Origin of the sequence: uncultured Dechloromonas sp., assembly GCF_945957265.1 — a bacterium.
In the GTDB taxonomy this organism is placed as follows: Bacteria; Pseudomonadota; Gammaproteobacteria; order Burkholderiales; family Rhodocyclaceae; genus Azonexus.
Genome location: NZ_CAMFKO010000010.1, coordinates 71082 through 88613 on the forward strand (window position 1 = coordinate 71082; position 17532 = coordinate 88613).

Below are 17532 nucleotides of genomic sequence, written 5' to 3' on the forward strand. Positions count from 1 at the left end.
ATATGCCTTATGTCATAGATTGGCGTGGGCGCGCGACAGATTGCCGGGCGGGAGCGGGCGGCGCTCAGTCGCGCAGTTCGCGGCCGGTCAGCTTGATGAACACGTCCTCGAGGTTGGAGGCGCGGTGCACGTAGCGCAGGCCTTCGGCTTCGGCCAGCGCGGCGAGCAGGGGGCGCGGGTCGCGGCAGTAGAAGAAGGCGGTTTCGCCGCTGGTCTCGACGCGCTCGCAGAGCAGGCGGTGGCGCTCGACGAAGGGCGGCAGCTGGCCGCGCGCTTCATCGAAGACTTCGACGACCTGCGGCTCGATGTGCTCGGCGATCAGCGCGCGCGGGCTGCCCTCGGCGATCTTTCGGCCGTGATCGATGACGATCAGCGAATCGCACAGGCGCTCCGCCTCGTCCATGAAATGGGTGGTCAGGATCAGCGTCTTGCCGGCTGACTTGAGCTGCTTCAGGCGGTCCCAGATCAGGTGCCGGGCCTGCGGGTCGAGGCCGGTAGTCGGTTCGTCGAGAAAGACGACGTCGGGGTTGTTGATCAGGGCCCGGGCCAGGGTCAGCCGCCGTTTCATGCCGCCGGAGAGCGTCGCGATGCGGGCATCGGCCTTGCTGCCGAGGCCGGCGAAGTCGAGCAGCTGCGGGATGCGGCCGCGGATGTCGGCGTCGGCCATGCCGAAATAGCGGCCGAAGACGAGCAGGTTCTCGGCGCAGGTGAAGTCGGGATCGAGGTTGTCGAACTGCGGCACGACGCCGACCCGCGCCCTGGCCTGCTGCGCCTCGGCGGGAATGGCGCGCCCGTTGAGCGCGATGGCGCCGCTGGCCGGGGCGGTCAGGCCGAGACAGAGGCGTAGCGTGGTCGTCTTGCCGGCGCCGTTCGGGCCGAGCAGGCCGAAACAGGTGCCGGCGGCGACCGCGAAGGACAACCCGGCGACCACTTCCTGGTCGCCGTAGGCCTTGCGCAGGTCGCGGACGTCTAGTGTCGCCACGCCCGGGTGATGATGTCGCGGATGACGTGCAGGCGGCGGTGGAAGAAGTGGTCGGCGCCGGGCACCATGACCACCGGCAGGTCGAGCGGCAAGGCCCACGCGAAGACGTTGCCCGGCGGTACCAGCGTGTCGTCGGAGCCGTGGATGACGATGGTGTCGTGCGGCACGGCCTCGGTGTCGTAGTGGCGGGTGTCTTCCACGTAGCCGGCCGCCGTGCCGACCAGCACCAGGCGCTGGGCCGGGTGGCCGGCTTCCTTGAGGCGCTTGGCGACGCGGCTCTGGCAGTAGGCGCCGAAGGAGAAGCCGCTGAGGACCACCGGCAGGTCGCCGCAGCGGCGCTTGGCTTCCTCGAGCACGGCGAGCAGGTCTTCGGTCTCGCCGCGGCCCTCGTCGTGCACGCCCTCGCTGTCGCCGACGCCGCGGAAATTGGGACGGAAGGCGGCATAGCCGAGGCTGACGAAGGTGCGCGCCAGGGTGTAGGCGACCTTGTTGGTATTGGCGCCGCCGCCGAGCGGATGCGGGTGGGCGACCAGGGCGATGCCTTTCGGCGCGTCCGGGCGTTCCATGATGATCTCGATCTTGCCGGCCGGGCCGTCGATCAGGAGTTTTTCTTCGGGTGCTCTCATGGCGTCAGATCTTCAGGCGTTCGACGACCTTGCCGCCGATCAGGTGTTCCTGGATGATTTCCTCGACGTCTTCCTTGTCGACATAGGTGTACCAGACGGCTTCCGGGTAGACCACCATGACCGGGCCGTTGTCGCAGCGGTCGAGGCAGCCGGCCTTGTTGATCCGGACCTTGCCCTCGCCCTTCATCTTGAGCTGGGCGATGCGATCCTTGGCATAGGCCTGCATTTCGCTGGCGCCCAGGGCATTGCAGCAAGTCTCGCCGGGCTCGCGCTGGTTGCAGCAAAAAAAGACGTGGTGTTTGAAATGGCTCATGCGGGTTCTCCTGTGCAGACCCGCATTATAGGCGAGGGGTCGGGGCGTGGGCGCTTATGCGCCTGCCTGCTCCGCCGTTCGGGCGCGCGGCCGGGACAGGCTGGTCAGCAGGAGCTTGAGAAAGCTGTCCGGATCGATGGGCTTGGTGGCGAAGTGATCCATGCCGGCCGCCAGGCAGCGCTCCCGGTCGTCGGCGAAGGCGTTGGCGGTCATGGCGATGATCAGCAGATCGCCTCCCCCGGGCAGCGCGCGGATATGGCGGGTCGCTTCGAGGCCGTCCATTTCCGGCATCTGCATGTCCATCAGGATCAGGTCGTAGCGGCGCTGGCCGGCCATGCGGACCGCCTCGACGCCGTTCTCGGCGGTGTCGACATGGAAACCGATATCTTCGAGGAGGATCTGCGCCACCTCGCGGTTCACCGGCTCGTCCTCCACCAGCAGGACGGGAATCCCGGCATACATCCGGTGCAGCGTGGCTTCGCAATCGTCGGGATGCTCCGGCTCGGGCATCGGGACATCCGCCGATTTCCCCAGGCGGGCGGTGAACCAGAAGCGGCTTCCCTGCCCCGGCTCGCTGTACACCCCGACCTCGCCGCCCATGGCCGTGGCGATGTGCGCGGTGATGGCGAGCCCCAGGCCGGTGCCGCCGTATTTCCGGGTGGTCGACCCGTCGGCCTGCTCGAAGGCGTTGAACAGGCGCGCCTGGGCTTCGGGCGCGATGCCGATGCCGCTATCCTCGACCTCGAAGCGCAGGATCACGTGTTCCGTCTCGTCGGCCTGAACGCGCATGCGCAATGCGACGGTGCCCCGCTCGGTGAATTTCACCGCATTCGACGCGTAGTTGAGCAGGCATTGCTGGAGGCGCGTCTGGTCGCCGATCAGGCGCGCCGGCAGATCGGCAGGCAATTCGCAGATCAGGTGCAGGCGTTTTTCGAGCACGCGCTCGTGCAGCATGGAGCGGACGTTCTCGAACAGCGTCGCCGGTTCGAACGGCGCTTCCTCCAGTACCAGCTTCCCGGCCTCGATCTTGGAGAGATCGAGCACCATGTTGATGACTTCGAGCAGATGCTGGCTGGCGGCCTCCAGCTTGCCGAGGCGGCTGCTCTGCTCCGGCGCCAGGCCGCCGCGGCGGATCAGCAGCGCCATGCCGTTGATGGCATTGAGCGGGGTGCGGATTTCGTGGCTCATGTTGGCCAGGAAGATGCTCTTGGCGAGATTGGCCTGCTCGGCGGCCTCCTTGGCCAGGGAAAGGGCGACGGTCCGTTCGTCGACGCGCGCCTCGAGCTGGGTGTTGAGGTCGCGCAGCTCCTGCTCGCGGGCCAGGATGGCGCCGGCCATGTGGCCGATGTCGGAAGACAGGCGGTTGAATTCCACGATCCGTCCGCGCGGCCACTGGTTGGCCGTTTGCCCGAGGGCGAGCTGGTGCGCCCGGCGGACGATGCCGGACAGCGGCCGCATCAGGCGCCGGGCCGCGTAGAGCGAAAGCAGCGCGCCGATGGCCAGCGAGGCCACGAAGCCGCCGACCACGATCAGCACCGTCATGCGGATTTCCGGGTTGGCGAAACCGGCCGGCAGGCGGGCGATGAACGACCAGCCGAGCGCCTGCGAGCGGGCGCCGCCGACGTAGTACTGGCGGCCGGCGAAGCTGAACTGGGTGGGCAGTTCCGTGCCCTTGAGCACGGCGTTGAGGATAGGCGAGTTGTAGAGGTTGAGGCCGCCGAGCAGCTTGGTCGATTCGGTGTCGGCCAGCAGTTCGCCCCGCTGGTCGATGACCCAGATGGCCCGCTGCTTGTCGACCGGGTTGCGGTCGAGGATGTTGAGCAGGTAGTCGAGCGGTATCTCGGCGAGCAGCACGCGGCCGCCGCTGGCCGGCACGGCGAGGCCGACGGTGACGACGCCGCTGAGCGACGAGAGGTACTTGTCGCTCCACACCGGCGCGCCCCGCTGGCTGGCTTCGCGGAAGAGCGGCGTCGCCGACAGGTCGCTGCCGAGCACTTCGCGCTCCAGGTGGCGATATTCGGGGGTCAGTCCGGCGTTGATCACGTCGCCCTCCGGCGACAGAAGGTACAGCGCCCGGAACACCTTGCCGCCGACCACCGCCTGGCTGATCAGGGTGGCCGGCGCTTCGCTGTTGAGCAGCGCCGTGGCGACCAGGGCCAGCTGTTCCTGCTGCGCCAGCATCTGCATCTCGATGCGGAAGGCCAGTTCGCGGGCATCGCTTTCGGCGCGGGTGCGAATCTCGGACTCCAGTTGCGGAATGCGGATCAGCAGAAAGATGGAGCCGACGATCAGGAAGGTCAGCGTCGACGTGACGGCCAGCAGCACGCCGAGGTAGGCATGCAGGGGCCATTCACGCTGTCGGGTTGGCATCACTTGACCTGTACCGGCGCATCGCCGCGAATCTCGGTGAAATAGACCTTGCGCGTCGCGTCGCCATAGGCATCGAAGCGGATTTCCTGCTGCACGCCCTGGTAGGGGCCGTACTTGAGCAGGGCCGGCTTCATGCCTTCGCCGGCCTCCCGCTTCTTCATGGCGGCGAACACGATGTTGGCCGTGTCGTAGGCGAGCAGGGAGAACGAACCGAACTCGCGCTGGAAGCGTGTCTTGAAGGCGTTACGGAAGTTCAGGTAGGCCGCGCTGTCGTCGCTGCGGTTGTAGGCGTGCGTCATCAGCAGGCCATCCACGGCGCTGCCGCCCATCTCGACCAGCGCTTCGGCCGAGGCCGCCCATTCGGACGAGCTGAGCGGCAGGCCGGGGGCCTGCCGGCGCGCCTGCTGGGCGAGCCGCGAGGTGTCGAGGGTGCTGGCGACCAGCACCAGCGCATCGGGTTTCGATTCGAGCAGGTGGGCAACGACATCGGAAAAGCGGGTGCCGCCGGCCGACTCGAAACCGGCGGTCGCGCTGGTGCTGCCGCCCAGTTTTTCGAACTCGGCCGAGAAGGCCTCGATCCAGGTACCGCTGAACGGCAGGTTGGAGGCATCGAAAGCGAGCCCGGCCCGGCGCGCGCCGCGCTCGTAAACGACCCGGGCATGCTGGATGGCGGCTTCGCGCGTGGTGCAATTGACGCGGAAGAAGTTGTCGTCCTTGCCGTAGAAATTGGTCGATGCGACGGTCGGGCTGATCATCACCTGGCCGGCCTTGTCCATCAGCGGCAGCACGACGGTGGCCATCGAACTGGTGACCGGGCCGATGATGATGTCGGGGCGCAGGGCGATCAGCTCCTGGGCGGCGAGCTCGGCCTTGGCCTTGTCCTGCCCGTCGTCGCGGACGATCAGCTCGATCTTGCGGCCGTTGATGCCGCCCGCCTCGTTCTGTTGCTCAATGGCCAGGATCACGCCGTTGCGGACGCTCTCGCCGAAGTCGGAGCCGCGGTCGGAGAGGCCGGCCAGCAGGCCGATGCGTATGGGTTCGGGCGGGGCGCAGGCGGCCAGCGCCCAGGCCAGGGCGAGCGCCCCCGCGAGCAAGGATGGTTTTCCCAAGGCATCTCCTCCGCTTTGCTGGTTATTGTTTTTCTATGTTTACGACTAGCTTACGCCATTCTAAGCCAAGCATCGGCATCGGGGCGCTTCCGTCTCCGGGCGCGCCGGCGGTGATCAGGGCCGGCGCATCGCGAGCGCCTTTTCCAGGCCGATCAGCAGCGAGCTGAGAACCGAGATCGCCAGGATGCTCAGCCATTCCTCGCTCCCGATCGGGGCGGTCTGAAACAGGGCATTCATGAACGGCAGGTAGGTCAAGGCCATCTGCAGCGCGAGCATGGCGCCGATGCCGGCCCAGATCCACGGGTTGGAGAACAGGCCCTGCTTCCAGAAAGCCTGGCTGAGCGAGCGGCAGTTGAACAGGTAGGCGGCCTCGACCATCACGAAGACATTGACCGCGACGGTGCGCGCTTCGGCCAGGCTATGGCCCTGCCCCAGCTCGCGCAGGAAGAGGCCGAAGGAGCCGGCCAGCAACAGCAGCGCCACGAGCACGATGCGCCGGATCAGGGCGGCGTCGAGCACCGGCTGGTCGAGCCGCCGCGGCGGGCGATGCATGATGCCGCGCTCGATCGGCTCGAAAGCGAGCGGCAGGCCGAGCAGGACGGCGGTGGTCATGTTGATCCACAGGATCTGCAAGGGGGTGATCGGCAGCGTCGCCCCGAACAGGATGGCGACGACGATGACCAGGCCTTCGCCGAAATTGGTCGGCAGCGTCCAGGTGATGAACTTGACCAGGTTGTCCCAGACCCCCCTGCCCTCTTCCACGGCGGCTTCGATGCTGGCGAAATTGTCGTCGGTGAGCACCATGGCGGCGGCTTCCTTGGCCACCTCGGTGCCGGCCAGGCCCATGGCGACGCCGATGTCGGCCTGCTTCAGGGCGGGACCGTCGTTGACGCCGTCGCCGGTCATGGCGACGACCTCGCCCCGGCCTTGCAGGGCGCGCACCAGGCGCAGCTTCTGTTCCGGCTCGACGCGGGCGAAGACGTCGGTGCCCAGGGCCGCCTCGGCCAGCTGCCCATCGTCGAGCGCCGCCAGTTCGCGGCCGGTCAGCGCCCGGCCGGCGTCGATGCCGATCTGGCGGGCGATGGCGAGGGCGGTGACGGCGTGGTCGCCGGTGATCATCTTGACCCGGATGCCGGCCGAATGGCAGTTGCGGATGGCGCCGACGACGGCCTTGCGCGGCGGGTCGATCATGCCGGCCAGGCCGATCAGGGTCAGCCCGGCGATGGACGCATCGCTCAACTGGTCGGCCGTGGCCAGCGTGCGGCGGGCGATGAGCAGCAGGCGCATGCCCTGCTCGGCGTAGGCCTGGGCGGCGCGTTCGACGGCCGGCGCGTCGAGCGGCTGGCGGCCGGTGCCGTCGGCGGCCAGCCGGTCGACGCATTGCGGCAGCAGTTTCTCGAGCGCGCCCTTGACGTAGAGGACGCAGGCCGCGTCGTCGCCATGGGCGGTGGCCATGTATTGCCGGCCGGCGTCGAAGGGCAGTTCGTTGCGGCGGGGATGGCGGGCGCGCAAGGCGTGCTCGTCCTCGCCGCCCTTGCGTGCCGCGACGAGCAGCGCGGCCTCGGTCGGGTCGCCGGTGATCAGCCAGCGGCCGTGCTCCTGGCGCAGCGAGGCGTCGTTGCACAAGGCGCCGGCGACCAGGCATTCGCGAACGGCGCCGGCGACGGTGGCGGGCATTTCGTCGTGGCGGATGTCGCCGCTCGGCGCGTAGCCCTGGCCGCCCAGCGCATAGCCTTCGCCGGCGCACCACAGGACGCGGACGGTCATCGCGTTCTCGGTCAGCGTGCCGGTCTTGTCGGAGCAGATCACCGTCGTGCTGCCCAGCGTCTCGACCGCCGGCAGGTGGCGGATGATCGCCCGGCGCCTGGCCATGCGGGCGACGCCGATGGCCAGGGTGACGGTGACGGCGGCCGGCAGTCCTTCCGGTATGGCGCCGACGGCCAGCGCGACGGCGGCCATGAACATGTCGAAGCCCGTTTCGCCGCGGGCCAGCCCGACGGCAAAGGTCAGCCCGGCCAGCGCCGCGATGGCCCACAGCAGCCAGTTGGAAAAGCGCGCCATCTTGCGCGTCAGCGGCGTGACCAGCTCGGGGGCGGCGGCGATCAGCCCGGCGATGCGCCCGGTTTCGGTGGCATCCCCGGTCGCCACGACCAGCCCGCTGCCCTGCCCCATGACCACCGTGGACCCGGCCCACGCCATGTTGGCGCGCTCGGCCAGCACGGTATCGGCCGGCAGCGCCCGGGCATGCTTGCCGACGGGCTGCGACTCGCCGGTCAGCAGCGAGTCGTCGGTGTGCAGTTCGTGCTGCAGCAGCAGGCGCAGGTCGGCCGGAATCCGGTCGCCGGCCGCCAGCATGACGATGTCGCCCGGTACCAGCTGGCCGGCATCGAGCTGCCGGCGATGGCCGTCGCGCCGGACGGTGACCGGCGTCGTCACGCTGCGCGCCAGCGCGGCGAGCGCGCCCTCGGCCTTGGCTTCCTGCCAGTAGCCGATCAGGGCGTTGACCAGGACGACGCCGAAAATCACCCCGGCGTCGACCGTTTCGCCCAGGGCGGCGGTGATCGCGCCGGCCGCGAGCAGCACCAGCACCAGCGGCTGTCCGAGCTGGGCGGCGAAGCGCCGCCACGCCGGCTTGCCCGGGCGTTCGCTCAGCCGGTTGGGGCCGTGGCGGGCGAGACGCGCCGCCGCTTCCGCTTCGGAAAGTCCCTGCGCGCCGTCGACGCCCATTTCCTGCGCCGCCGAAGCGGCCGAGCGGGCGTGCCACGCCGTGTCCCGGGAGGCACTGCCGTCCCGGCGCGTGTCGTTGTCATCAACAAGCATCGCTGTCCTTTTATGCAAAGGCCTCGACGCCAGTCTAGCGCAGCCTGCCCTAGCCGCGCCGGCTGGCCAGGAGCAGGAAGGGCAGCGTCAGGAAGGGCCAGGCCGTGGCGACCAGGCGGGTGAGGCCGTTGAAATTGAGGAAGTGCCCCTGGCGCCAGGTGGCCAGGGCGGCGGCCGAGTAGGGGTTGGGCGGCGCCAGGTTGACCAGCACGGTGCCCGCCATCAGCGACAGGGCGGCGATCATCAGCCGCGGTGTCGGCGGCAGGGCGATGGCGATGGCCAGGATGGCCGCCCCGACCAGCAGCCCGAGGCGGGAGCCCTGCGTCAGCCAGGACAAGGCGTCGGCCGGGCTGACCAGGACGGCCGTGGCGAGCGTGGCGACGACCAGGCTGAGCAGCAGGAACAGCGGCACGACGGCGTAGGCCACGGCCAGGCGGGCACTCAGCATGCGCACGATGAGCCCGACCGCGACCGCGTTGAAGGCGGTAATGCTGGCTTCGATCATGACGAAGCTTTCCGCGGCGAAGGGTACGGCGCCGGTCAGGCCGAACAGCTGGCGGACATCGCCGGCGCCGAAGAGGAGCGTTTCGGGCGACAGCGGCACGAGCAGCCACAGCCCGAGCAGGGTCAGGCCGAGTTCGGCGTGCGGGATGGGGGCGATCAGCCGGTGTTCGAGGGCGGCGACGCGGGCGAAGATGCGCGGCCCGACCGCCTTCGCCCAGAGCGCGCCGAGCAGTCCGCCGAGGCTGTTGCAGGCGAGGTCGAGGTTGGAGGGCACGCGCGACGGCAGCCAGGTCTGCAGGGTTTCCAGTCCGAAACTGACACCGGCGGCGAGCAGCGTGGCGACGACCAGGGCCGTGTAGCGGCCGGGCAGGCGGCTCAGTGCCAGCGTCAGGAAAAAGCCGAGCGGCAGGTAGACGGCGACGTTGGCGGCCAGGTCGAAGGCCGTCCAGTAGCGCGGCCAGCCGCCTTCGAGAAAGGCGATCGGCGAGACGCCGGTATCGCGCCAGCCGCTGAACGGGTGCAGGCTGCCGTAGACGACCAGGCCGAACCAGGCGAGCGCGAGGTAGGTGGCGAAACGGACGGGGCCAAGGCTGGAATGGGGCATGCCTTGATTTTAGGGGCTTTCCGGGAAGGCGTCAGCTTCGCCGTCTGGAAACACAGGTTTCCGGCGAACGGCGAAATGCCCGTTTTCCGGTCACAGTGTGACTGAAATCAGTGGCGATGCGGCGGCTCGACGGCGTGGTGCGTTTCGGCGGCGGCCCGGTGGTGCAGCGCCTCGTGTATGTCTTCCGCCGCCTGCCGGTGGCCGACCCATTGCGGCAGCAGCGAGCCGACGACCATGCCGAGTATGCTGACGCCGAGGCCGATCAGCTGGGGCGGCACCAGGCTGGCTTCGCCGATCAGCGTTTCGATCAGCAGCCAGGAGGTCAGGCCGCCGAAAATGGCGGCCAGCGCGCCCTGCGTCGTCGCCCGCTTCCAGAAGGCGCCGAAGAAGAGCGGCACGAAGGCGCCGGCCAGCGTCACCTTGTAGGCGTTTTCGACCATCTTGAAGATGCTGGCGTTGGAATACAGCGCAAAACCGAGCACGACCATGGCAAAACAGACGATCGAGGCGCGCATGACCTTCAGGAACTGGTGATCGCCCATGTTCGGGTAGAAGCCACGCACGATGTTTTCCGAGAAGGCGACCGACGGGGCCAGCAGCGTTGCCGACGAGCAGCTCATGATGGCCGACAGCACGGCGCCGAAGAAGATGGCCTGGGCGAAGACGGGTGTGTGCTGGAGGACCAGCGTCGGCAGCACCAGTTGCGAATCGGTCTTGAGCAGGCCGTTGAACAGCTCGGGGTCGATCAAGGTCGCCGAATAGGCGATGAACATCGGCACGAAGGTGAAGCAGAAGTAGATCGTGGCGCCGATGACCGAGCCCCACAGCGCGATCTTCTGGCTGCGCGCCGAGGTGATGCGCTGGAAGACGTCCTGCTGCGGGATGGAGCCGAGCATCATGGTGATCCAGGCGCCGAGGAAGGTCAGCCACAGCCACGGGTCGGGCGGCGGGAAGAAGTCGAGCTTGCCGGCGGCCGAGGCGTGCTGGATCACGGTTTCGACGCCGCCGGCCGGCACCGCGACGACGCTGGCGATGTAGAGCATGCCGCCCATGATCACGCCCATCTGCACGAAATCGAGGATGGCCACCGACAGCATGCCGCCGAAGGTGGTGTAGGTGAGCACGATGGCGGCGCCGAGGATCATGCCGGCCGTCTGGCTGACGAAATCGTTGGTCACGACGTTGAAGACCAGGCCCAGCGCCTTGATCTGGGCCGATACCCAGCCCAGGTAGGAGGCGACGATGCACAGCGTGGTCAGCACTTCGACGCTGCGGTTGTAGCGCATGCGGAAGTAGTCGCCGAGGGTCAGGATGTTGAGCTTGTAGAGTTTCCGGGCGAAAAAGAAACCGGCGATGATCAGGCACATCGAGGAGCCGAAGGGGTCGGCGACGACGCCGGTCAGGCCTTCCTTGACGAAGGTGGCGGAGACGCCGAACACGGCCTCGGCGCCGAACCAGGTGGCGAAAACCGTGGCGGTGACCACCGGCAGCGGCAGGTGGCGGCCGGCGACGGCGAAGTCCTTGGCGCTATGGACGCGGGTGGCTGCGTAGAGGCCGATGCCGATGGAAAGCAGCAGGTAGAGGACGACGAACCAGATCAGCATGGGCGCGCAACCGACAAGCTAAGGGGTTGAAATTGCGCGGATTATAAGGTTATTGCGCGTTTTCGCGGCGTCAAAAAGGCGGCTCGCTGTGAAAATCCATGCGCTCGCCGGTTGCCGGGTGCATAAAGCCCAGATCCATCGCGTGCAGCAGCAGGCGATCAGCCATTTTTTCCGCCGGCCCGCCGTACAGATCGTCGCCAAGGATGGGATGCTGCAGGGACATCATGTGCACCCGCAGCTGGTGCGAACGGCCGGTGACCGGTTCGAGCGCGACGCGGGTCGTCTGCTTTTCGGTATCGCGGCCGAGCACGCGGAAGCGCGTCTGCGACGGCCGGCCCTCGTCGAAATCGACCTTCTGCTTCGGCCGGTTCGGCCAGTCCACGATCAGCGGCAGGTCCACGCCGCCCTCGTCGTAGGGCAGCAGGCCGGCCAGCACGGCGACGTAGAGCTTGTCCACCTGGCGCTCCTGGAACATCTTCGACAGCCGGCGGTGCATGTCGGCGCCGCGGGCGAAGACCAGGATGCCGGAGGTCGACATGTCCAGCCGGTGCACGGTCAGCGCATCCGGGTATTCCTGCTGAACCCGGCTGAGCAGGCAGTCGGCCTTGTGTTCGCCGCGGCCGGGTACCGACAGCAGGCCGCAGGGCTTTTCGGCAATGATCAGGAAGTCGTCGGCAAAAACGACCGGCGAGGCGCCGGGGGGCGGGGGCAGGTAGGCAGTCATCGGGGATCGAGGCGAATTCGGCAGCGGGCGTCCTTGAAAGCCACCGGTTCCTGCGTCCATCCTTCGCCCAGGCCGCTCTGGCGGCAGACCCGGCTGCCGTCCAGCTTGCTGACCCACCAATACCACGGAGCCGGCGCGCCGCTGGCGGCGGCGCTGGCCAGCAGCAGGAGAACGGCGGGGAGAGCGATGGGTAAACGTCTGATCGACATGAAGAATTTTCTTGCCAAGAAAAGGCGGGTCAATGTACTGTACGTATACACAGTATCCGACTGGCCGGTAGCGGTGGCGAATATACCGCGTTTGGGCCGGCACGGATGCAGGGTTTCCAGCAATTTCTATTCCATCCTTGGCCCCTGTGCCATAATCCGCTCAAATTTTCGAGGTCACCCCATGGACGACAACAAGGCAAAGGCACTCGCCGCCGCACTGCAACAAATCGAAAAGCAATTCGGCAAAGGCTCCATCATGAAGATGGGCGATGCCGAAATCGACGAAGGCATCCAGGTCGTGTCGACCGGTTCGCTCGGTCTGGACATCGCCCTCGGCGTCGGCGGCCTGCCGCGCGGCCGCGTCGTCGAGATCTACGGCCCGGAATCGTCCGGCAAGACCACCCTCTGCCTGCAGGTCGTCGCCGAAATGCAGAAGCTCGGCGGCACCGCCGCCTTCATCGACGCCGAACACGCGCTCGATCCGCAGTACGCCCAGAAGCTCGGCGTCAATGTCGGCGACCTGCTGATCTCGCAGCCGGACACCGGCGAGCAGGCCCTCGAAATCGCCGACATGCTGGTCCGCTCCGGCTCGGTGGACATCATCGTGGTCGACTCGGTCGCCGCCCTCACCCCGCGCGCCGAAATCGAAGGCGAGATGGGCGACCAGATGGTCGGCCTGCACGCCCGCCTGATGTCGCAGGCCCTGCGCAAGCTGACCGCCAACATCAAGAAGACCAACACCCTGGTCATCTTCATCAACCAGATCCGCATGAAGATCGGCGTCATGTTCGGCTCGCCGGAAACCACCACCGGCGGCAACGCGCTGAAGTTCTACGCCTCCGTCCGCCTCGACATCCGCCGCATCGGCGCGATCAAGAAGGGCGACGAGGTCATCGGCAGCGAAACCAAGGTCAAGGTCGTCAAGAACAAGGTCTCGCCGCCCTTCCGCGAAGCCATTTTCGACATCCTGTACGGCGAGGGCATTTCCCGCCAGGGCGAAGTCGTCGAAATGGGCGTCGCCCACAAGCTGGTCGACAAGTCCGGCGCCTGGTACGCCTACAAGGGCGAGAAGATCGGCCAGGGCAAGGACAACGCTCGCGAATTCCTCAAGGCCAACCCGGAAATCGCCGCCGAGATCGAAGCCGGCATCCGCGAAGCGGCCAGCACCACCGTCATCAAGCCGACCAAAGCCAAGGCCGATGCCTGACCGACATGCCTGACCTGCGCGTGCGAGCCCTGCAACTCCTCACCCGGCGCGATTACAGCCGGGCCGAGCTGAAAGGCAAGCTCGCCGCGCATGCCGAATCCGAGGAAGAACTCGACGCCGTGCTCGATACCCTGCAAAGCGAACGTCTGCTGTCCGATACCCGCTACGCCGCCCAGCGCGTCGTGGCGCGGGCCGGCCGCTATGGCAATGCGCGCCTGAAGCAGGAATTGCGGCAGAAAGGCGTCGCCGACGACGACATCGCGAACGCCCTGCCGGAAGGCGGCGACGAAACCGAACGCTGCCGCAGCGTCTGGCAGCGCAAGTTCAGGGACTTGCCGCACTCGCCGGAAGAACGTGCCAAACAGATGCGTTTCCTGCAATATCGCGGTTTTTCCAGCGAAGCCATCCGTCGCGTCCTGCGCGGAGTCGAGCAATGACCATGTCCGCCGCCAAACTGACCGCCAACAACCTGAAGAAGCGCTACAAGGCGCGGACCGTCGTCGAGGACGTTTCCTTCGAGGTCAAGTCGGGCGAAGTGGTCGGCCTGCTTGGCCCGAACGGCGCCGGCAAGACCACCTGTTTCTACATGATCGTCGGCCTGGTGGCCGCCGACGGCGGCGAAGTCCATATCGACGACAACCGCCTGACGCACCAGCCGATGCACAGCCGGGCGCGCCTCGGCCTGTCCTACCTGCCGCAGGAGGCGTCGGTCTTCCGCAAGCTCAATGTCGAGGAAAACATCCGCGCCGTTCTCGAGCTGCAGAAGCTGCCCGAAGCCGAGCTGAACGACCGTCTCGAAGGCCTGCTCAAGGAACTGCACGTCGACCACGTGCGCCACGTCAATGCCGCCGCCCTTTCCGGCGGCGAGCGGCGCCGCGTCGAAATCGCCCGGGCGCTGGCGACCAGCCCGCGCTTCATCCTGCTCGACGAACCCTTCGCCGGCGTCGATCCGATTGCCGTGCTGGAAATCCAGAAGATCATCCGCTTCCTGAAGGAGCGCGGCATCGGCGTGCTGATCACCGACCACAACGTGCGCGAAACGCTGGGCATCTGCGATCACGCCTACATCATCAACGCCGGAAATGTACTTGCCGCTGGACGGCCAGCCGAAATCGTGGAGAATGAAAGCGTGCGCAAGGTTTATCTCGGCGAGCACTTCAAGCTCTGATCGAGTCGCACCAGACCCCAACCGATGAAGCCGGCACTCCAACTCAAACTATCCCAGCACCTGGCGCTGACGCCGCAACTCCAGCAGTCGATCAAGCTGCTGCAGCTGTCGACCATCGAGATGCAACAGGAAATCGAGCGCTACCTGCTCGAGAATCCCATGCTGGAGCGCGAAGACGAAGGGCCGGAGTCCTTTGCCAACGCCCAGCAGTTCGATTCCCCGCGCAACGAGGAGTCGCGCAGCGAAAGCAGCGAAGAGCGCGAGCCGCGCGAGGACCGCGAAGCCGAGCCGCCGAGTTCCCCTTCCGAAGTCGATGACGATCGCTGGGCCTCCGATGCCGGCACCTTCACCGGCGCCGGACGCGACGAGGACGACGACAGCGACAGCCACGACATCCATGCCGCCAACGTCAGCCTGCGCGAGCATCTCGGCTGGCAGCTCGGGATGACCCAGCTGAACGAGCGCGACCGCAGCCTGGTCCGCTTCCTGATCGAGGCGCTCGATGACGACGGCTACCTCTCGGCGCCGCTGCTGGAGCTGTGGGAAACCCTGCCGCCGGAATACGAAATCGAGCTCGAGGAGCTCGAAATCGCCCTGCGCCACATCCAGAACTTCGATCCGACCGGGATCGGCGCGCGCAACCTGCAGGAATGCCTGAGCCTGCAACTGAAGGCCTTGCCGGACGAATACGATCGCAACGTGGCGCTGCTCATCGTCGACAAGCACCTGGAGTTGCTGGCCGCCCGCGATTTCGCCAAGCTGCGCCGCGTCACCGGCTACGACGACGAAGACCTGAAGGCCGCCCAATCGCTGATCACCAGCCTGAATCCGCGCCCGGCGGCCGGCTACGCCCAGCACGAAGCCCGCTACATCACGCCGGACGTGATCGTGAAGAAGCTCAAGGGCAAGTGGACGGCCTACATCAATCCGGACGCCTATCCCCGCCTGCGCATCAACCGCCTGTATGCCGAGATTCTCGCCAAGCAGCGGCGCGGCAACGGCAACATGTCCACCCAGTTGCAGGAAGCCCGCTGGCTGATCAAGAACGTCCAGCAGCGCTTCGACACCATCCATCGCGTCACCCAGGCCATCGTCGACCGCCAGCGCCAGTTCTTCGAGCACGGCGAAGTCGCCATGCGGCCGCTGGTCCTGCGCGAAATCGCCGACATCCTCGGCCTGCACGAATCGACCGTGTCGCGCGTGACCAGCCAGAAATACATGGCCACGCCGCGCGGCATTTTCGAACTGAAATACTTCTTCGGCAGCCATGTCGCCACCGACACCGGTGGGGCTTGTTCTGCCACGGCCATCCGCGCCCTGATCAAGCAACTGATCGGAGCCGAGGACGGCAAGAAGCCCTTGTCGGATAGTCAATTATCCGAAATACTAGGCCAGCAGGGAATCGTAGTTGCCCGACGTACGGTAGCCAAATACCGCGAGTCGCTCAACATCCCCCCGGTCAATTTACGTAAGACCCTGTAGAGAGAGGAGAAAAAAGTGAATCTGCAGATCAGTGGTCATCACATCGAAGTTACCCCCGCCCTGCGCGAATACGTGGAAAACAAGCTGGATCCCGTGATCCGTCACTTCGACAAAGTGAGCGGCGTCAACGTGGTGCTGTCGGTCGAAAAGCTGAAGCAGAAGGCCGAAGTCACCGTTCACGTCCCGGGCAAGGACATGCATGTCGAAGAGTCCGGCGACGACCTCTATGCCGCCATCGATTCGATGTTCGACAAGCTGGATCGTCAGGTCCAGAAGCACAAGCAAAAGGTCCAGGATCACCATCGCGGTGAAAAGCCCGGGCTGCATGCCGCCGCTGAATAAGCGCCCCATGGCCGCAGCGCAAGCTGCGGCCTTGTTTTATCCGCTCCTATGAACCCTCTCAACAATCTACTGAGCGTCGACCAGGTGCTGCTGAATCTCGAAGCCAGCAGCAAGAAACGCGTTTTCGAACAAGCCGGCATCCTGTTCGAGACCCGCCTGGGCCTGGCCCGCTCGACCATTTTCGACAGCCTGTTTGCCCGCGAAAAACTCGGTTCCACCGGTTTGGGCCAAGGCGTCGCCATTCCCCACGGCCGCATCAAGGGCCTGAAGCAGGCTGCCGGCGCGTTCATGCGCCTGACGACGCCGGTGCCGTTCGACTCCCCGGATGGCCGGCCGGTCGACCTGTTGTTTGTCCTGCTCGTGCCCGAGCAGGCCACGGAACAACACCTCCAGATCCTGTCGGAGCTTGCCCAGCGCTTTTCGGACCGGGCTTTCCGGGAAAAGCTCCAGGCCGCCGGCGACCCGAACGCAGTGCTCGCGCTATTCCAGTCCTGAGTTCCCGTCGTGCGTCACGTCAGCCTGGTTCAGCTTTATGAGGATAATCGGGAAAAGCTGCTGCTGAACTGGCATATCGGCCAGAACGCGGACCGCCGCATCGAGATCAAGGGCTCCAACAGCTACGGGGCCGATCTGGTCGGCCATATCAACATCATCCACCCCGAGCGCCTGCAGGTACTCGGCCTGGCCGAGTACGACTGGGCGATGCGCATTGGCGAGCGGCGCTTCGGCGCGATGTTCGTCGACCTGCTCAGCGCCCAGCCGCCGGCCGTCATCGTCGCGGACGGCTTGACGCCGCCGGCCCAGGTTGTGGAAACCTGTACCCAGACCGGTACTCCGCTGATCAATTCGCCCAAGCCCTGCTCGGCGATCATCGATCTGCTGCGCATCTATCTGTCGGCCCGCCTCGCCGATACCGTCAGCCTGCACGGCGTCTTCATGGACGTTTTGGGGATGGGCGTGCTGATTACCGGCGATTCGGGCGTCGGCAAGTCCGAATTGGCGCTCGAGCTGATTTCCCGCGGGCATGGCCTCGTTGCCGACGACGTGGTCGAAATGGCGCGGATCGCGCCGACCACCATCGAAGGCCGCTGTCCCGGCATGCTGCGCGACTTCCTCGAGGTGCGCGGGCTCGGCCTGCTCAACATCCGGACCATCTTTGGCGAAACGGCCTCGCGCCGGAAGATGAAGCTGAAGCTGATCGTCCATCTGCAGAAAACCGCCGCCGCCGCCGATGCGCCCCGCCTTCCCCTCGATGCCCAGACCCAGGAAGTGCTGGGGGTCCCGGTGCGCAAGGTGGTCATTCCCGTCGCCGCCGGGCGCAACCTGGCGGTCCTGCTCGAAGCGGCGGTACGCAACACCATCCTGCAATTGCGCGGTATCGACAGCCTGCAGGATTTCATGGATCGCCAGCAGCGCATGATGCTTGACGATGACGCATGAATCGCTGATAGTACGTCGGCGTTTTTGC

Annotated in this window: 17 protein-coding genes; 7 read left to right on the forward strand and 10 right to left on the reverse strand. The window is 66.6% G+C overall.

Going from position 1 to position 17532, the window contains the following annotated elements; genetic code table 11:
• Positions 1-64: 64 nt before the first annotated feature.
• The 10 genes from Q0P59_RS07535 to Q0P59_RS07580 all read right to left on the reverse strand — a co-directional run bounded on the left by Q0P59_RS07535 (position 65) and on the right by Q0P59_RS07580 (position 11865).
• Positions 65-982 carry an ATP-binding cassette domain-containing protein gene (locus Q0P59_RS07535; protein WP_295005198.1) on the reverse strand — a complete coding sequence of 306 codons (918 nt, stop codon included), beginning with the start codon at positions 980-982 and terminating at the stop codon, positions 65-67.
• On the reverse strand, positions 970-1608 hold the full coding sequence (locus Q0P59_RS07540; protein WP_295005200.1) for an alpha/beta fold hydrolase: 639 nt from the start codon (positions 1606-1608) through the stop codon (positions 970-972). Before Q0P59_RS07540 ends, Q0P59_RS07535 begins: the two co-directional genes overlap by 13 nt.
• Before the next feature lie 4 nt (positions 1609-1612).
• Positions 1613-1921 carry an NAD(P)H-dependent oxidoreductase subunit E gene (locus Q0P59_RS07545; protein WP_295005202.1) on the reverse strand — a complete coding sequence of 103 codons (309 nt, stop codon included), beginning with the start codon at positions 1919-1921 and terminating at the stop codon, positions 1613-1615.
• 54 nt (positions 1922-1975) lie between these two features.
• Positions 1976-4291 (reverse strand): hybrid sensor histidine kinase/response regulator, encoded by a 2316-nt coding sequence (locus tag Q0P59_RS07550; RefSeq protein WP_295005204.1) that lies wholly within the window; start codon positions 4289-4291, stop codon positions 1976-1978.
• Entirely contained in the window at positions 4291-5400 is a 1110-nt protein-coding gene (locus Q0P59_RS07555; RefSeq protein WP_295005206.1) for an ABC transporter substrate-binding protein, read from the reverse strand. Before Q0P59_RS07555 ends, Q0P59_RS07550 begins: the two co-directional genes overlap by 1 nt.
• A 114-nt stretch (positions 5401-5514) precedes the next feature.
• Positions 5515-8220, reverse strand: coding sequence for an HAD-IC family P-type ATPase (locus tag Q0P59_RS07560; RefSeq protein ID WP_295005208.1), 2706 nt, complete (start codon positions 8218-8220; stop codon positions 5515-5517).
• A 49-nt stretch (positions 8221-8269) separates the two neighbouring features.
• Positions 8270-9328, reverse strand: a complete 1059-nt coding sequence (locus Q0P59_RS07565) for a VanZ family protein (protein WP_295005210.1) — start codon at positions 9326-9328, stop codon at positions 8270-8272.
• 107 nt (positions 9329-9435) lie between these two features.
• A complete protein-coding gene (locus Q0P59_RS07570; protein WP_295005212.1) occupies positions 9436-10932 on the reverse strand; it encodes a sodium:solute symporter family protein in 1497 nt (498 codons plus the stop codon).
• Positions 10933-11002: 70 nt separating this feature from the next.
• Positions 11003-11656, reverse strand: coding sequence for an RluA family pseudouridine synthase (locus tag Q0P59_RS07575; protein WP_295005214.1), 654 nt, complete (start codon positions 11654-11656; stop codon positions 11003-11005).
• Complete coding sequence (locus Q0P59_RS07580) at positions 11653-11865, reverse strand: hypothetical protein (RefSeq protein WP_295005216.1); 213 nt, start codon at positions 11863-11865, stop codon at positions 11653-11655. The genes Q0P59_RS07575 and Q0P59_RS07580 overlap by 4 nt, the downstream gene beginning before the upstream one ends.
• Positions 11866-12046: 181 nt before the next feature.
• Between Q0P59_RS07580 and recA the strand changes: the two genes are divergently transcribed.
• From recA to hprK, 7 genes are read left to right on the forward strand one after another with little or no spacing between them, the layout of a single operon-like run.
• A complete protein-coding gene (gene recA, locus Q0P59_RS07585) occupies positions 12047-13072 on the forward strand; it encodes a recombinase RecA (RefSeq protein WP_295005218.1) in 1026 nt (341 codons plus the stop codon).
• 5 nt (positions 13073-13077) lie between these two features.
• Positions 13078-13509 carry a recombination regulator RecX gene (recX, locus tag Q0P59_RS07590; protein ID WP_295005220.1) on the forward strand — a complete coding sequence of 144 codons (432 nt, stop codon included), beginning with the start codon at positions 13078-13080 and terminating at the stop codon, positions 13507-13509.
• Positions 13506-14240 carry an LPS export ABC transporter ATP-binding protein gene (lptB, locus tag Q0P59_RS07595; protein WP_366090430.1) on the forward strand — a complete coding sequence of 245 codons (735 nt, stop codon included), beginning with the start codon at positions 13506-13508 and terminating at the stop codon, positions 14238-14240. The genes recX and lptB overlap by 4 nt, the downstream gene beginning before the upstream one ends.
• 24 nt (positions 14241-14264) lie before the next feature.
• Entirely contained in the window at positions 14265-15722 is a 1458-nt protein-coding gene (locus Q0P59_RS07600) for an RNA polymerase factor sigma-54 (protein WP_295005222.1), read from the forward strand.
• Positions 15723-15737: 15 nt separating this feature from the next.
• Positions 15738-16064, forward strand: a complete 327-nt coding sequence (gene raiA, locus Q0P59_RS07605) for a ribosome-associated translation inhibitor RaiA (RefSeq protein ID WP_295005224.1) — start codon at positions 15738-15740, stop codon at positions 16062-16064.
• Between the two features lie 48 nt (positions 16065-16112).
• Positions 16113-16559 (forward strand): PTS IIA-like nitrogen regulatory protein PtsN, encoded by a 447-nt coding sequence (gene ptsN, locus Q0P59_RS07610; RefSeq protein ID WP_295005226.1) that lies wholly within the window; start codon positions 16113-16115, stop codon positions 16557-16559.
• A 9-nt stretch (positions 16560-16568) separates the two neighbouring features.
• A complete protein-coding gene (hprK, locus tag Q0P59_RS07615; protein WP_295005228.1) occupies positions 16569-17504 on the forward strand; it encodes an HPr(Ser) kinase/phosphatase in 936 nt (311 codons plus the stop codon).
• Positions 17505-17532: the final 28 nt, after the last annotated feature.

Excerpts from the sequence above, each read along its gene's own strand:
- Q0P59_RS07540 (WP_295005200.1), bottom strand. The coding sequence starts at position 1,608 with ATGAGAGCACCCGAAGAAAAACTCCTGATCGACGGCCCGGCCGGCAAG.
- Q0P59_RS07545 (WP_295005202.1), bottom strand. The coding sequence starts at position 1,921 with ATGAGCCATTTCAAACACCACGTCTTTTTTTGCTGCAACCAGCGCGAG.
- Q0P59_RS07550 (WP_295005204.1), bottom strand. The coding sequence starts at position 4,291 with ATGCCAACCCGACAGCGTGAATGGCCCCTGCATGCCTACCTCGGCGTG.
- Q0P59_RS07560 (WP_295005208.1), bottom strand. The coding sequence starts at position 8,220 with ATGCTTGTTGATGACAACGACACGCGCCGGGACGGCAGTGCCTCCCGG.
- Q0P59_RS07565 (WP_295005210.1), bottom strand. The coding sequence starts at position 9,328 with ATGCCCCATTCCAGCCTTGGCCCCGTCCGTTTCGCCACCTACCTCGCG.
- Q0P59_RS07570 (WP_295005212.1), bottom strand. The coding sequence starts at position 10,932 with ATGCTGATCTGGTTCGTCGTCCTCTACCTGCTGCTTTCCATCGGCATC.
- Q0P59_RS07575 (WP_295005214.1), bottom strand. The coding sequence starts at position 11,656 with ATGACTGCCTACCTGCCCCCGCCCCCCGGCGCCTCGCCGGTCGTTTTT.
- Q0P59_RS07580 (WP_295005216.1), bottom strand. The coding sequence starts at position 11,865 with ATGTCGATCAGACGTTTACCCATCGCTCTCCCCGCCGTTCTCCTGCTG.
- recA (WP_295005218.1), top strand. The coding sequence starts at position 12,047 with ATGGACGACAACAAGGCAAAGGCACTCGCCGCCGCACTGCAACAAATC.
- recX (WP_295005220.1), top strand. The coding sequence starts at position 13,078 with ATGCCTGACCTGCGCGTGCGAGCCCTGCAACTCCTCACCCGGCGCGAT.
- lptB (WP_366090430.1), top strand. The coding sequence starts at position 13,506 with ATGACCATGTCCGCCGCCAAACTGACCGCCAACAACCTGAAGAAGCGC.
- Q0P59_RS07600 (WP_295005222.1), top strand. The coding sequence starts at position 14,265 with ATGAAGCCGGCACTCCAACTCAAACTATCCCAGCACCTGGCGCTGACG.
- ptsN (WP_295005226.1), top strand. The coding sequence starts at position 16,113 with ATGAACCCTCTCAACAATCTACTGAGCGTCGACCAGGTGCTGCTGAAT.